This window comes from Dactylosporangium sp. NPDC050588 (assembly GCF_040654975.1).
Lineage (GTDB): Bacteria > Actinomycetota > Actinomycetes > Mycobacteriales > Micromonosporaceae > Dactylosporangium > Dactylosporangium maewongense.
In genome coordinates this window covers 23313-37317 of record NZ_JBFAJA010000088.1, presented here as the reverse complement: position 1 = coordinate 37317, position 14005 = coordinate 23313, and the positions used below count along the sequence as shown (strand labels likewise).

Annotated in this window: 15 protein-coding genes and 1 pseudogene; 2 read left to right on the top strand and 14 right to left on the bottom strand. The window is 69.4% G+C overall.

Annotated elements, in window-relative coordinates; translation table 11 throughout:
* Positions 1 to 45 precede the first annotated feature (45 nt).
* The 6 genes from AB0I21_RS45155 to AB0I21_RS45130 form a co-directional block, all read right to left on the bottom strand.
* The gene (locus AB0I21_RS45155; RefSeq protein WP_360570296.1) at positions 46 to 669 is read right to left on the bottom strand and encodes an ISAs1 family transposase; all 624 of its coding nucleotides are present in this window, start codon (positions 667 to 669) and stop codon (positions 46 to 48) included.
* 6 nt (positions 670 to 675) lie between these two features.
* On the bottom strand, positions 676 to 975 hold the full coding sequence (locus AB0I21_RS45150) for a transposase family protein (protein WP_360570254.1): 300 nt from the start codon (positions 973 to 975) through the stop codon (positions 676 to 678).
* Positions 976 to 1135: 160 nt separating this feature from the next.
* Positions 1136 to 1480, bottom strand: a complete 345-nt coding sequence (locus AB0I21_RS45145; protein WP_360570252.1) for a DoxX family protein — start codon at positions 1478 to 1480, stop codon at positions 1136 to 1138.
* Positions 1481 to 1961: 481 nt separating this feature from the next.
* Positions 1962 to 2543, bottom strand: coding sequence for a dihydrofolate reductase family protein (locus tag AB0I21_RS45140; protein ID WP_360570250.1), 582 nt, complete (start codon positions 2541 to 2543; stop codon positions 1962 to 1964).
* Positions 2544 to 2817: 274 nt separating this feature from the next.
* Positions 2818 to 3219, bottom strand: coding sequence for a hypothetical protein (locus tag AB0I21_RS45135; RefSeq protein ID WP_360570248.1), 402 nt, complete (start codon positions 3217 to 3219; stop codon positions 2818 to 2820).
* Positions 3220 to 3501: 282 nt separating this feature from the next.
* Positions 3502 to 4014: a hypothetical protein gene (locus tag AB0I21_RS45130; protein WP_360570246.1), complete on the bottom strand. Its 513-nt coding sequence runs from the start codon at positions 4012 to 4014 to the stop codon at positions 3502 to 3504.
* Between the two features lie 142 nt (positions 4015 to 4156).
* Here AB0I21_RS45130 and AB0I21_RS45125 point away from each other — a divergent pair, with 142 nt between their 5' ends.
* Entirely contained in the window at positions 4157 to 4903 is a 747-nt protein-coding gene (locus tag AB0I21_RS45125) for a hypothetical protein (protein WP_360570244.1), read from the top strand.
* Positions 4904 to 5161: 258 nt separating this feature from the next.
* On the opposite strand, the gene AB0I21_RS45120 is transcribed toward AB0I21_RS45125, so the two are convergent.
* The 4 genes from AB0I21_RS45120 to AB0I21_RS45105 form a co-directional block, all read right to left on the bottom strand.
* Positions 5162 to 6028 (bottom strand): S41 family peptidase, encoded by an 867-nt coding sequence (locus AB0I21_RS45120; protein WP_360570242.1) that lies wholly within the window; start codon positions 6026 to 6028, stop codon positions 5162 to 5164.
* A gap of 450 nt (positions 6029 to 6478) precedes the next feature.
* Entirely contained in the window at positions 6479 to 7228 is a 750-nt protein-coding gene (locus AB0I21_RS45115) for an MFS transporter (RefSeq protein ID WP_360570294.1), read from the bottom strand.
* A gap of 211 nt (positions 7229 to 7439) precedes the next feature.
* Positions 7440 to 8093, bottom strand: coding sequence for a response regulator transcription factor (locus tag AB0I21_RS45110; protein ID WP_360570240.1), 654 nt, complete (start codon positions 8091 to 8093; stop codon positions 7440 to 7442).
* A complete protein-coding gene (locus AB0I21_RS45105) occupies positions 8090 to 10030 on the bottom strand; it encodes a sensor histidine kinase (protein ID WP_360570238.1) in 1941 nt (646 codons plus the stop codon). Before AB0I21_RS45105 ends, AB0I21_RS45110 begins: the two co-directional genes overlap by 4 nt.
* Before the next feature lie 165 nt (positions 10031 to 10195).
* Between AB0I21_RS45105 and AB0I21_RS45100 the strand changes: the two genes are divergently transcribed.
* Positions 10196 to 10912, top strand: coding sequence for a hypothetical protein (locus tag AB0I21_RS45100; RefSeq protein ID WP_360570236.1), 717 nt, complete (start codon positions 10196 to 10198; stop codon positions 10910 to 10912).
* A gap of 288 nt (positions 10913 to 11200) precedes the next feature.
* Here the strand turns inward: AB0I21_RS45100 and AB0I21_RS45095 are convergent, their stop codons facing one another.
* From AB0I21_RS45095 to AB0I21_RS45080, 4 genes and pseudogenes are all read right to left on the bottom strand, one after another.
* Positions 11201 to 11341 carry a hypothetical protein gene (locus AB0I21_RS45095; protein WP_360570234.1) on the bottom strand — a complete coding sequence of 47 codons (141 nt, stop codon included), beginning with the start codon at positions 11339 to 11341 and terminating at the stop codon, positions 11201 to 11203.
* Positions 11342 to 11655: 314 nt separating this feature from the next.
* A pseudogene (locus AB0I21_RS45090) lies at positions 11656 to 12080 on the bottom strand (transposase family protein); the annotation flags it as partial.
* A gap of 604 nt (positions 12081 to 12684) precedes the next feature.
* The gene (locus tag AB0I21_RS45085) at positions 12685 to 12831 is read right to left on the bottom strand and encodes a hypothetical protein (RefSeq protein WP_360570232.1); all 147 of its coding nucleotides are present in this window, start codon (positions 12829 to 12831) and stop codon (positions 12685 to 12687) included.
* Between the two features lie 149 nt (positions 12832 to 12980).
* Positions 12981 to 13997, bottom strand: a complete 1017-nt coding sequence (locus tag AB0I21_RS45080; protein ID WP_360570230.1) for a LacI family DNA-binding transcriptional regulator — start codon at positions 13995 to 13997, stop codon at positions 12981 to 12983.
* Positions 13998 to 14005: the final 8 nt, after the last annotated feature.

The following is a 14005-nucleotide window of genomic DNA, read 5'->3' as shown; positions in this document are numbered from 1 at the left end:
CGGCCGCCTCCGACTCCCTCCCGACACGAGATCCACTTCCCGAGATCATCGGTCATAGGACTCGACACTCCGACAGCACATCCGTAGGCGGCCGGGCCGGGGAGGGCCTCCCCCAGTTCCCGCCGTCACCATCTGAACGTTCCGCGCCCCAAACGCCGGGGAGTTCCTCGCGGCTGCAATCAGGGTCATTGCGCGGCGGCCGTGGCCGCGGTTGCGGGTGCGGTCCCCGGCCGGGACCTGTGCCCAGGGCAGGCGTTTGAGCTGTGTGTGCAGGGTCGGCTGGTTGGCTTTGACCTGCACGAGCAGGTGCGCGCCGCGGGCCGCGACCTGCCGGGCGTGTTCTGTCTGGGCGTGCAGGGCATCGGCGACGAAGATGACACCGGTCAGATCGCCGAGTACGGCTGCGACGGCGTCCAGCAGAGGGGTGAACGCCGGGATCTCGTTGCTCTTCGCTGCGATGGTGACCTGCGCCAGGACGATGCCGGTGCTGGTGTCCAGGGCGGAGAGCAGGTGGATCTGGCCGTCGGGGCGGCTGGCGCCTCGGAGGGTCTTGTCGTCCACTGCGATGACGGTGCGGTACCGGCGTGGCCGGTGCGGTGCCGGTCGGGTGCGGGTGCGCAGCCAGCCGGCCAGGACCTGGGCGAGCAGGCCGGCGTCGAGGCGGGTCAGCAGCCGCTACACCGTGGCGCCCGCGGGGATGCGGCGGTCGAACCCGAGTCTGGTCCGGGCCTGCTCGTCGAGGTCATGCAGCCAGTCGCTGATCGCGGCGAACGACGACGCGCCGGCGAGGACGGCGCAGACCGCGACGGTGAGCAGGCCTGCGAGGGGATACCGGATCCCGCATGGGTCACGCGGATCCGGGACCGAGGCCAAGGCGTGCAGCAGCCCGCCGTGCTCACGATCGGTGACCGCAACAAGCGGGGACTCTACGCCGGGTGCGGTGAGGGTCAGTGCGGGGATGAGGGATGATGCCATCTGCGGGTGAGGTCCTTGGCGAACCGGGCGGCAACCCGAGCCATCCCCGTGTCGAGCAGCGCTCGCCACCGCTCTGGGTCCGCGCTATGGCACGCGGCCCCGCTCGTTCTTCAGTTGTCTTCACAAACCATCGATGATCACCACGGTGGCCGTCTTCATACTAAAGGTTCGCGGCGGTCGCCGCGATCGCAGCAGCCGACATCAGCCCTAACAAGATCGGCGCTACGAGGCCGTTGTAGTCCTTGCTCCGAATATGGAAGATCACCGCCCCGATCATGAGCAGGGCCAACCCGGCGGCAGCCGCCGCGCCCAGCGCGGGAAAGAAGAGGCCTGCCACGAGACCGGTTCCGGCCGCGATTTCGAGCAGGGCAATTACGGCACTCAAGGTTTTGTCAACGCCGACCTTCTTCATAACTGCAACGTAGAATGGAATGCCGAGCAAGGTGCCGATTCCACCTGCAGTGAAACCGATGGCCAGAATTGCGAAGAGAATGCGGAAAACCACGAAATATTCCTTTCATTGCCAGGTCGTTCTAAATGGGCTCAACACCTACACCCATACCGTGCCACGAGTCGAGCCCGCGAAGGAATGTTTTAACTAGCAATCGCCTTTATCTCCCTTTTCGGGAAGGGATAGATTTGCGCTTCCCGAAAATGGCCTTTCCACAACTTCCCGCCATGCACCCGTTGCGGTGGATCCGATGAGTCGCAGGGCGACGGCGGCTCCGCGTCCGGGCCGCGCCGTGGTGGCCGACCTACGGCTGTACGGCTGGGCGAAGGATTCGGCCGAGAGTAACGCTCTCGTGTGGATGGAGGTCGGCGGGCTGCTTCATCAACTTCAGGAAGCGCGGCCTATTCGGGCTCGAGTAGCACGGCGGTCCACCGGCGCGACCTTTGGCAGCCAGAAGGTCTTGTTGCACGGCCGGTCGACTGGCTCGCAACTCCGAGCCGGCGCCAGTCTTCATTACCCCCCCCCCCCCCGTGAGTCAGACGTCCTTTTGTTCCGCCCGCTCGTATCGCGCGATGGTCACACCGTTGCCCAACACCTTCGAGGAGGTGCAAGCAAATAGAACTGGGTTGAGGCCACCGTCGAAGATCCGTACGCCATCTCCGGCGACGACCGGGTGGATGATCAAGATGAGATCGTCCACCAATTCAACCAATGAGGAGGCCAGCTTGCCGCCGCCGGACAGCCAGATATCCCGGCCCTGCTGTTGCTTGAGGAGCGTGAGCAGTCCGACGGGATCGGCGACGACCGACACGGCAGGGTCAACCTCGGTCAAGGTCTGCGACACAACGTACTGCTTGAGTTGCGGGAACGGGACGGCCATACCGTGCTCAAGCGCGGGACGGTAGCTGCCGCTGCCCATGACGACGGTGTCGAAGCGCTTGTTGACGACACCTTCGACGCCCATCATGGCTCGCATCGGCGCGCTGACCGTCTCCGGGAACTCCGCTGCGAGTGCCTGCAGGTGATCGCCCGCGAAGGAGAAGAAGCCCACCTCGCCTTCCGGCCCGGCGATGCAGCCATCAACGGACATGTTGATCATATAGACGAGTTTGCGCATGCTGCTTCCTATCGAGTCCTATGATATGTGGGTCATGATGGCCGGCAGTCCGGATGGGGGCAGCCGTTGCCGTGCACCGTAGTAGCGAAGACTGTGATTCGAAGACGTGACTGTTCCCTCTCGATCGACCCCCTTGTCAGTTGCACACCATGCAATACGCACGCGCGACCGATCCGGTTCCGCTCCGGTTGGCGCCAGCAGTGTCGGCGACGCCTGAAAACTGGCTCTGGCGCAAGTTCCGGATGCGATTGGTGATCTTGGTATCAGTCGTCGGTCATGGCGCGGAAGAGTTCGGCCTCAAGGAGGTACTTGTAGCCCAGGGCCCGCCCTCGGCCGACAGGTACGGGTCGTTGGTCGACAGCAGGTACTTGCCGTCGAGCTTGGTGTCGGCGGCGACCTTCGCCCGGTTGATGACGAGCCGGCCGTTGGCCTGCTGGCGCAGATAGCGGCCCAGCGTCGGATGATCGCGCAGGGCGCACTCGGCCCGCCGGTGCGGCTCGTCGTTGTCGATCCTGCCGGCCTTGGCGGCCTTCGCGCTGGCCTTGGCCCAGGCAGCGGCGATACGGGCCAGTTCAGCCTCGATGCGGGCCAGGTGCTTGTCGCGGGGGCGCTGGTCGCGTTCGGCCTCGACCGGGTTGTGGCAGATGATCCACCGCTTGCCCGGTGTCGCGTCCACGGCGACCTCCTTGACCCGCAAGGTTGTCACACACCACCTGGTAGCGGCCCTGCCGGGCGAGCGCGGCCTGGGCGTCGGGGCTGCCGTCGCGCATCCGTTGACCGGCGGCCACCCGCCGCCGGCCCGGGCCAGGTAGGCCAGGTTGGCATCCGAGGAGGACCCGCGGTCGACCACGGTGATCACCCGGCCCAGCCGCCACCCGCGCAGATTGTCCTTGACCTGCGGGATCACCGTGGCGTCCGGGGTTTGCCCGGCCCAACCCAGCACCGCACCGGGATGCCCTCACGGGTGACGGCCAGACCGATGACCACCTGCGGCAGATCCGGTCGATGGTCCTTGCTTGCCGAACCGGCGCAGCGTGGACACGGTGCCGCCGTCGGAGTCGTCCTCGTCGTCGAGTTCGAAGTAGGTGCTGATGGTGTCGAAGAACAGCACGTCGACTTCCAGGTTGAGCAGGTTGGCCACGGCGAAGAACACCGTCTCCTGCACGGTGGCGTGTGCGCCGGCATCGGCGTCGATGAGCAGATCCATCGCCCGGTAGGCATGATCGGCGTCCATCCGCTCCAGCCCCGGCACGGCCATGTCCCAGTTCACCCAGTCGGATGCGGCCAGCTTCGACGCCGGCGCCACCGCACGGTTGGCCACCAGCGCAAACAACACGCGTTCGACCTGCGTACGGAACCGGCGTCCGTCGAGGACTTCACCGAGGGCCTTGCACCATGTCCGACCCCGACCGGCCTGACGCCACGCCGACCAACATCTCAACGACCGCCCGAGCGGAAGCACAGAAACCATGGCGTGCCCCCACGGTGTCACGGCTCTCTCGTCGTAACGACGTTGGTGACATCAATGATGACGTCACAGCTGGGCAGCTTCTCCGGCAGGCCGGCCCCGTGGTGAGGTTGACGCCTAGCGAGCGCGCCAGGACCACCGGCGTGTGACCGGCGACGCGCAGCCGGTCCGCCTCCTCCTGCTCCACCAGGCCGGCACGACCGGCAACCGCGCACGCATCCGGCTCACCCCGTCCCGTCGCTTGGTTCGTCGGGACACCTTGACATCGCGGGAGCGCTTCATGTACCTCACCAGCGCGGTGTGGTTCTCCGCTCGTGGGGCCAATGTCGGCTTTGTATCACGTGACGCTCCTGACGTCGGCTACGCGTACAAAGACCATGTGCGCGACGACGGCTCGTCGAACGATGCCATCATGAATGTTCACGTGCAGCGCGGCGTTGGGCGCGGCAGGATCGTCGCGGCGATCCTTGCCCTGATCGCCGCCATGACCTCGGTAGTTGCTCTTGCCGGCCCGGCCGCTGCCGACCCGCCGTACGCCAAGCCGAACCTGAAGGTGCTGTCCTGCGGTGTTTTCGACGATCCCGTCGACTACGGCGACGGCATCGACTGGTGGAAATTCCGGTTCACCTACACCAACAGTGGTCTCATCGACACCCGGACCTCCTTCAACGTCCGCGTCCAGTGGGTGTGGACCGCCACCGGCGGTAACGAAACCACGGCCAACTTCGTCCAACCGGGGCTGGCCAGGGGTGCGCACGTGACCCGGGAGTTCTGGGTGACCCAGCATGTGGCGGTCGCCGGTCTGGCGAGTGTGTGGCTGGACTCCGACCACGACGTTGACGAGTACGGGTTCGAAAGCGACAACCTCTGCTCGACCCACCAAGGCTGGTAGTTCCGACGAGTCGAAATGGTGCTGCCGGGTCTGCTGTTGCGCGCCCGGCAGCACGCCAACCCTACGATTCCGGCACCACTGGCAGGTGCATGGAGTAGACGAAGTCGCCGATCCCTTCGATGTGTACCCGATGCCCACCGGGCGGTGACCACATCAGACGCTTCACCGAGCGGTGGGCGACCGAGCATCAGCCACGTGTCCGAGGGCGCGGTGCGGCCACGGGGTCCCGGGTACCTGGCCCGGCTCGCCCAGCAGCCGTCAGCGCAGCGCCGCCACCGCAGTCTCGATCACCGTTTCGGCCGGGCTGACGACGTCGGGCACGACGCCGGCGCCCTCCCAGTTGGTGCCGGTGATGCTGTCGACGACGTAGGCCTCGGGCAGGTGCGCCAGAACCGTCGGCGCCAGTCGGATCGGCGTGATGTGATCGGCGGCGCCGGGCGTGGTCTCACCCACGACGGCCACCCTGCCCCGTGCCTGCAGGTGATAGGCGAGCGCTTCGCCGGACGAGAACGTGCCCGGGCCGACGAGGACGGCGACCGGCTGCCGCAGGCTCGTGCCGGACGGCAGGGCGGGTGTCCACCACTGGCGCCGCCGGTCCGGGTAGACGACCTCGGACAGCTGCGTCGGCGTGTCGCCGAGCAGCCGGCCTGCGATGTGCGCCACCGTCGCCGGGTCGCCGCCCCCGTTGGCGCGCAGGTCGAGCAGGATCCGGGCCGATCCCTGAGCGAGGGCGAACGCGGCGTCGAGATACGGCTGGGCGAGGCTGACGGCGTCAAGGTCGTCGACGCTGATGAGGCAGGTGCCGTCCGCCAGCCGCCGCACCTGCGAAACGCACGCGGCCCGGGCCCGGACCACATCCGGGTCGGGATCAGGCCAACCCGGCGACACGGTGTCAGGCCGGCCGGTGCCGCCGGGCTCGAAGGTGAGCGCGAGATGGCGGGAGACCTTCCACGCACACTGTTCGATCACCACGCAGTCGGCGCCAGTGACCGGGGCGTCCACGGCCCCGAACCGTTCGGTGAGCACGGCGATGAGCGCGTCGCGGCGCGCGCCGGGTGGCATCAGCCGGAGCAGCCAGTCCGTGAGTTGCTCGACGAGGTCATGCACCAGGAGGGCGTCGGACATGATCGAACGGTAGAGCAACGGGTTCGCGTCCAGCAGCCTCGACCGCTACGCCCGCAGCGAACCGGCTTACTGTAACGCCCTGCACAGCTCAGGCCGGGCGGTGAACAGCACCGACCCATCCGGCGGATAGTCTTGTTTCGCTGGCTGCGAGATCCGCACCGATCGGCCCGCTCGCCGAATCGCCGCCACTCGGCAGCCGCTTCCGCTCCGCTGCAGTACTCCTCAAGTATCGTGATCAGCTGCACGGCCGCGTACACGCGTTCTTGAGTGATAGCCCGGACGACCGGCAGCGCGCCACTCACGTCCCCCGTTGCGGCACGCGCAACGGCCTGCGCCAAGCGATACGTCCACTCCGGCGTGATCGACCGTGCGAGGAGGTCGTCGGCTTCGGGAATCGGCCAGACACCCAGGTGCGCCAGCGGCAGCAAGCACTGGGCTCGCCCTCGATCGTCATCGGCCGCGTTCAGCGCATCGCGCCACGCTGCCCGCCGCAGTTCCGGTTCCGCACCCGCGCGTTCGAGTCCGTGTGCCGCGGCTGATCAAGGTGGAACGCAGATCGAGGCGAAGCTCTGTTCTGTCAGGCTTCTGGTGATGCGGCTGTTCCGGCCGGGAAGGGGTCGGCGGCTCGGCCTGCCTGGGTGTCGCCCGGGTGAGCCGCCGGGTGCCGGGGATGAATAGCTGGGATAAGGCAGACGTGAAGAGGACTCCGGCGCACACCGTGAGGACCCGGTCAGTGCCGTACGCCTGTGAAAGCGGCGCCGCCAGTACGTTGCCGACAGGCATGGCGATGAACGAGGTCAGGGTGTCCCACGAGCCCACGCGTCCGAGGGCGCGGTGCGGCACGTTGTCCTGGATGGCGGTCTCCCAGGCGCTGCTGACCGCGCGCCATCCGTCGGCGAGCTCGCGGAGCATCGACGCGCGCGGGCCGCGCTCGGCGCGCACCCGTAGCAGCAGCGCCGCGGCCATCGAGGCGAGGAAGCTGGCTGCGTTGACGGCGAAGCCGGCCGGTGCGCCGAGGGCGGCGACCGTAAGACCGCCGAACGCGGGGCCTGCCACCGAACTGCCGGTCTGGAGCATGCTGAGCGTCGCGTTCGCCGCTTGCCGCTTGTCGACCGGGACGAGTAGCGGCTTGAGCGCGAGCATCGCCGGGCTGAAGAAGCTGCCGGCGCCCGCCGAGATCGTGGCGAGCGCGCAGAGCAGAAGCAGGTGGTAGTCATCTACGGCTCGTGATTACGAAACGTGACGGAACGCGATGCGGGCGGCATCCGGATTTGCTTGATGTACCGAATGCAGCGCACCCGATCCCGGCAACGAGCACCCGTCATCCGTTGGTAGGACCGTTCACCCGGCGGGGGTGGTGCGAGCCGTCACGCGGGGCTCTGGCCTAAGCCCGCCCTCCCGGAACGCCGCGTCACGGCCGGCGGGTGCCCAGGCCGGCCTGGCGGGCCCGGACGATGGCTTCGGCGCGGTCGGCGACCTGGAGCTTGGCGAAGATGGCGGTGATGTGGTTGCTAACCGTCTTCGCACTGATGACGAGGTCCCGGGCGATCGCGCTGTTGCTGCGGCCGGAGGCGATGAGGTCGAGAACCTCCCGTTCCCGGTCGGTCAGCTCCGGAAACGGGTCGGCGGCCGGGCCGTGCGCCGCGCCACCGGCGAAGAAGTCAATGATCCGGCGGGCCACGCTGGGGCCGAAGATCGCCTGCCCGGCGGCGACCGACCGGATCGCGCGCAGGATCTCGTCCTGCTGTGCGCCCTTGACCAGGTAGCCGGAGGCGCCCGCGCGCATCGCGGCGAAGACCGAGTCGTCGTCCTCGAACATCGTCAGCACGAGCACCCGGGTCGACGGCACTGTACGCAGGATCGCCCGGGTGGCGTCCACACCGTTGACGCCGGGCATGTGCAGGTCCATGACGACCACGTCGGGCTGGGTGAGCTGCGCCTCCCGACGGGCGGCGTCGCCGTCGCCGGCGTCGGCCACCACCTCGATCTCGGGCACGGAGGCGACGAGCGCCCGCAGGCCCTCCCGCATCAGCGGGTGGTCGTCGACGATCAGGATCCGGATCATGCGTTCTCCAGTGGCAGTTGCGCGTGCACGAGGCCGCCCTGGTCGGTCGGGCCCGCGGTGAGTGTGCCACCGAGCTCGCCGGCCCGTTCGTGCATCGAGCGCAGTCCCACCCCGCGCGTCCAGGCCGCGCCCGGGTCGCCCCGGTTGTCGTCGCGGACCTCCAGGTGCAGGGCGTGATCGGCGCGCAGCGTGACGTGGCACCGGGTGGGCCGGCCGTGGCGCACCGCGTTGGTGATGGCCTCGGTGACGATGCGGTACGCGGCGACCTCCACCGCGGCGGGCAACGGCGGCAGGTCACCGGCGTCGATGCTGACCAGGCAGGTCGGCGTCTGCTCGGCCCGCTGCCGCAGCGCGCCGAGCAGGCCGAGCTCGTCGAGGTCCGGCGGGCGCAGGTCGTAGACGACCCGGCGGATGTCGGCGATCGCCGCGGTGAGGTCGGCCCGCAGGCTCAGCAGCAGGTCCGCCGAGCGGCCTGGGTCGCTGGCGCGCACATTGTAGGCGGCGTCGGCCTTGAGCGAGATGGCGGTCAGCGCGGTGCCGAGCCCGTCGTGCAGGTCCCGGCGCAGCCTGCGGCGCTCCTCCTCACGGGCGGCGACGATGCGGGTACGAGACTCGCCCAGTTGCTCGGAGAGGCGCACGCTCTGCACGGCGAGGCCCACCGGGGCGGCGAGCAGTTCCAGCGCCCGCCGGTCGGCGGCGGCCAGGCGGGTCTCCCCGGAACGCAGGCCGATCAGCAGGTCGGCCGGCGGGCCGTCTGCCACCTCGAGGGCGACCGTCTCCCGCGCCGCCGGCGCTATGCCGAACGTCGCCACCAGCCTGCCGTCCGACGTGATCGCGGCGTACGGCAGCCGCAGCGCCTCGCAGACCGCCTGCAGGACGCCGTCGAGGCCGGTGCCGAGGCGCACCCCGACCCGGGCGGCCGCCTCGGCAGGGTCCCCGCGCCGGCCGTACATGAGGCGGTCGACGAAGGTCTGCGTCGCCGACCGGGCCGGCGCGAACGCCACCGCGACGGCCGCCGTGGCGATCAGCGGAGTCACCGGGAGACGATGGCTGGCCACCGCCGACAGCACCCAGACGATGCCCAGGTACGCCCCGGCGACGCCGAGCGTCAGAAGCCCGTAGACCACCGACCGGTTGATGATGAGGCGGATGTCGTACAGCTGATGGCGCACGATCGCGACGGTCGCGGCGGCCGGGATCAGCGGCAGGGTCAGCAGGAACAGGATCGGCCCGTCGGCACCGACGACGCGCGGGCCGTTGAGCATGACGTAGAACGCGACCGCCCACAGCAGCCACAGGATCTGCAGGCGTTGGGCACCCCGCGACCGCCAGGCCCGGACCGCCAGGGCCGTCACGCTGAGCGCGAGGACGATCACGGTGGCGGCGGCATACATGGGCACCAGCGCCCCGACGATCCGCCCGGCGGCGTCCGGCAGGATCGGGCTGCGATCCGCGAGCGGCTCGTTGTCGAGCGAACCCGGCGCAAGTGTCGCCAGAGGGCTCGCCGCGGTGAGCGCCAGGGTCGCCACCGCCAGCCACCGCCACCGCGGCGTCAGCGGCCGGCCAGCCGGGAACAGCTGCAGGATGAGCGGCAGGCATACGGTGACCGCCGGGATCCAGATGGTGATGCCGACGAGGGTGATCACTCGCTCGGCGGCCGGGGACCAGTCGACCACCCCGGACATCAGGCCGAGGCAGGCCACGCTCACGGCGTAGCAGGCGCCGTAGGCGACGAAGAGCCAGCCGATGCGCTGGCCCGGCCGGTACGCCAGCACAAGCGCGCCGAACGCCGTGAACGTCGCGGCCATCGCGGTGTTGGTCAGCAGGTACGTCTCGGCGGCGTCGGCGAACGTCAGCCCGCCCACGAACCAGGACACCCACGCCCCGGCGAGCGTCGCGACGACGACACCGAGCACCCACCAAGACCGCTTGACCACGCACACATCATCGGGCCGCGTCACCCCCACCGGCCATAGGTGCCAGGTCCCATCCCGGCCGCGCGAACTGGGATCGACCTGGGACAGCACCCCCGTGCGCGCGGGGTCCGCCGGGGCCGACGCTGTGGAAGTCCGGCTGTCACCACGAAGATCTCTGGAGTCTTGATGACGATCAACCAGCTCGCCGCCGAGTCACCGGTGGCCACCGCCACCCCGCGGGACGTCCGCGGCTTCTGGCGGGTCCTCCTCGCCGTCCTCGCACCGTTGCCGATGCTCGCCAAAGGCATCTACTACATCATCGTCCCCGTCGACGGCGGGGCGGACTTCGCGACCAGCGTCGCGGGGTTCACCGCGCACGACGGGATCACGCGGATCCTCCCGTACCTCGATATGGTCTTCGTCGCCGGGCTCATCCCGGCCACGATCGCCGTGGCGTGGGCAGCCCGGCGGACGGCTCCCCGGCTGACCACCGTCGGGGCGGCGATCGCCCTGACCGGCTTCTTCGCCGGCGTCAGCCTGCTCGGCGGGATCCTCACCCCGTCGCTCATGACCGCCCGGCACGCGCTCGACACCGCTGCGATCGGCAAGCTCGACGACGCGCTCAACGAGGAGCCGATCGTACTCGGTGCAGGCCTGCTGTTCATCATCGCCGTCGTTTTCGGGCTGCTGTTGCTCGGCCTGGCGCTGTGGCGCAGCCGGGTCGCGCCGGCCTGGATGGGATTCGCGCTGGCCGTCGGCGGCTTCACCCACCCGTTCCTGCCCGGGCACGTGGCCCAGGGCGCCGGCCTGTTCGTCGCGGCGGTCGGTTTCGCCGGCGCGTCGGTGGCGCTGCTACGGATGCGCAACGACGAGTTCGACCTGCCGCCCCGCGCCGCAGCGTGACGGCGGATTGAGGGCGGTGCAGCCTCGCAGCCGGTGTTCCCACCTGCTGCGAGGCGCTACTCGTTGGGCACGGCGAACGCCGCTTGGTAGGTGCCGTCGGTCACCCAGTACAGGTTCCGCTCCACCTGCCCGACGTAGTACCCCTGCTCGTTGAGGCCCGGGCCCAGCGCCGACGCTGGAACAGGAGCGTACTCGGGGAGAGTGGCTTCGGCGGCTTCGGCCGCCGCGGGTGCGGCGATTGCAGGTGCGGTGAGGGTGCCGACCGCGGGACTGAGTCGAAAATGAACCTCAGTGGATGGGGTCGAGGATGACCTGGTAGCCGAGTTGGTTGAGCTGGCCGATGAGTCTGCGGGCGTGTCGGGCAGGGTCGGTGCGGGTGAGGAAGTAGGCGGCGCCGAGGTCGTGGTAGTCGGTGTTGTGGGTGATCATGTGCCAGGTCGCGGTGAGGATGCTGGGCCGACGGCGACGACGGCGCGTTTGGTGCCGCGTCGGCTGGCTATGCGCCGGTAGCGGGCTGGAGGTAGGTGTCTTTGCTGCGGCCGGCTGAGGCGGCGGCTTCGCCGAGGGCGCCGCGGAGCCAGGAGTTGCCTTTGCGGGTGGCGCTGCCGCGCACCACGCCGCCCGCGGCCGGTGTCGCGCAGCACGACCAGGGTCCGCAGCCCCAGGTAGTTGGCGACGAGGGCTTACGCGGCGGCGTAATGCTCGTCGTTGTCGCGACGGCTCGGCATTGAGCCTTTCCAACCTCATCCATGCTGGTCTTCGATCTGTTGAAGGACGAGGATCGCGGCGGTCAGGGCGGTTGCGCGTTGCAGGCAGCAGCGCAGCTGGCGCGGAGCCGCCAGGTCTTGAGGGTGGCGTTGGCGCGTTCGCCGATCCTGCGGATCTGGTTGTGGCTGCTGTTGCAGTCCCGCATCCGTTCCGGCAGGTCGCGGCCGTTGAACGGCACACCGACGGCGCCACCGGCTCCGCGGTACGCCTTGTCGGCGAGGGCCGCCACAACAGCGGCGATCAGCGCGGCGATGATGCCGTGAGCGCGAGCGGCGGTCAGGTCGTGCGTCGCGCCCGGCAGCGCTGGTGACAGTCACATGAGCCGGCCGTGCGGGTCGGCGATGACCTGCACGTTCACCCCGTGACGCTTGTGCTTGATGCCCGAGTAGTGCGGCCGGTCCTTGTGGCCGCGGGTCCGGTCGATCGCGACATGCATCGACACCGGCCCATGTCCTACTGTCCGAAGCCCACCTGAACTGCGAAATCAGGTTGGAAGAGGCTCACTGTCGCGATGGCGGCTGTCGCACTAACCGGCCTTGCCGCAGCGCGTGCCGCTCGGTGCCTCGCCGAGCTCGGGGGCGTTGACGTAGGGGGCGATCTTGTCGGGATCTCCACGCGTACAGCCTGCGCTTCGTTCGTGGGACGACCGCCGACCGCGCCCGTCCTGCGGCACGCGCTACGACAGCTATGCCCGGCTCCCCGTCAGCGAACAACGCAGGGCCCTGTTCGAGTCAAGGGGCCCGGTAGGGGCATGGTTGACCCCTGACAGTTGGGTCTTGCACAAAACAGGAAGCTTGATGGGCTTCGACCTGCGGAACCGCTGTCGCAGTCCAGACGGCGGGATTCGAACCCACGACCCCTTGACCCCCAGTCGTTGGAGGCCCCAGCGACGTGCTCAAGCACGTTCTCCCAGGTCGTCTCAAGCATAAACCGGCCGAGTAAAGGGGTCCACGAATCACCTCGCCGCCGGTGCCCGGCCAGTGTCCCGAGCTGGCGTTTGTCGTTCATACGCTCAGCGACGCGGCGACCGGAGTGAAGTCCGGCGCGATGAGCCCCGCGAGGTCGTCGGCGCTCTGCCGCCGGCGGCAGGCGCTGACCCGGGAGTAGTAGCGCATCAACGTCGCCGGATCATGACCGAGACGCTCAGCCACCTCTGCAATGCCGTACCCGAGATCCAGCAGATCCTCGCACCATCGCCTGAGAGCCACACCGGCGCGACCGGTGCCACGCTCACGTCAAGCCTCCGACGCCGTGCCCACGCGCGGCGCCGGAGGCCGACCGGCAGCGGGTGTGGATGGGGTCAGGAGGGTGGAGGGCCGGTGCTCGCGCGGACGACCAGGCGGGCGACCCGTTCCTGGTGCGAGGCGGGGGATCGACCGTCGATCGTCTCCAGCAGGACGCGCGCGGTATGCGCGCCGTACGCCTGGATGTCCCAGGACAAAGCGGTCAGCGCCGGCCGCACCAGGACGCACAGCTGCGAGTCGTCACCACCCACGATGGACAGTTCCTGGGGCACGGCGACTCCCATCTCCTGTGCCACGTTGAGTGCGGCGAGGGCCATCACGTCGTTGTCGAACATGACGGCGGTCGGCCGGTCGCGGCGGGACAGCAGCGTCCGGGTGGCGCGGGCCCCCTCCTCCCACGTGTAGTCGGTCTCGACGACCTGCGGCTCGCCGATGCCGTGCCTGTGCACGGCCGCCCGAAACGCCGCTATGCGCACCTGCGTGTGCTCCAGCGCCGGCAGCCCCGCGACACGGGCGATACGGCGGTGCCCGAGTGCCACCAGGTAGTCGACGGCCGAGTCCACCGCCGCTGAGTCGTCGGTCCAGACCGCGGGCAGCCGGGTGTCGGCCCGGGGGCGGCCGGCCAGCACGGCCGGCATCTGCAGCTCCGCCAGGACCGGGATTCGCGCGTCCTCGGCCCACAGATCGGTGATCACGATGCCGTCGATGCGCCGCTCAGCCCAGCACAGTCGCATCGCCTCGATGGCGGCGCGGTGGTCCTCGACGACCTGCAGCAGCAGCGCGATGCGCCGCCCGGACAGCTCGCGCTCCAGTCCCGCGATGAACCGCATGAAGAACGGCTCGACGCCGAGGGTCTCCGCCGGTCGGGTGACGATAAGGCCGACGGTGTGGGCCTGAGAACCGGACAGCGACCTGGCCGCGACGCTCGGCCGCCAGCCGATCTCGTCGGCGATGTCGAGGATGCGCTGGCGGGTCTTCGCGGACACGCCGGGCCGACCGTTGAGCGCGTACGACACGGCGCCGATCGAGACGCCAGCCCGCGCCGCGATCTCGGCGATGGTCGGCCGCTTCACCGCCGCGC

Coding starts and splice junctions, on each gene's coding strand:
- AB0I21_RS45120 (WP_360570242.1), bottom strand. CDS start 6,028: ATGTCCGACGCCCTCCTGGTGCATGACCTCGTCGAGCAACTCACGGAC.
- AB0I21_RS45140 (WP_360570250.1), bottom strand. CDS start 2,543: ATGCGCAAACTCGTCTATATGATCAACATGTCCGTTGATGGCTGCATC.
- AB0I21_RS45100 (WP_360570236.1), top strand. CDS start 10,196: ATGACGATCAACCAGCTCGCCGCCGAGTCACCGGTGGCCACCGCCACC.
- AB0I21_RS45095 (WP_360570234.1), bottom strand. CDS start 11,341: ATGATCACCCACAACACCGACTACCACGACCTCGGCGCCGCCTACTTC.
- AB0I21_RS45150 (WP_360570254.1), bottom strand. CDS start 975: ATGGCATCATCCCTCATCCCCGCACTGACCCTCACCGCACCCGGCGTA.
- AB0I21_RS45130 (WP_360570246.1), bottom strand. CDS start 4,014: ATGGTTTCTGTGCTTCCGCTCGGGCGGTCGTTGAGATGTTGGTCGGCG.
- AB0I21_RS45110 (WP_360570240.1), bottom strand. CDS start 8,093: ATGATCCGGATCCTGATCGTCGACGACCACCCGCTGATGCGGGAGGGC.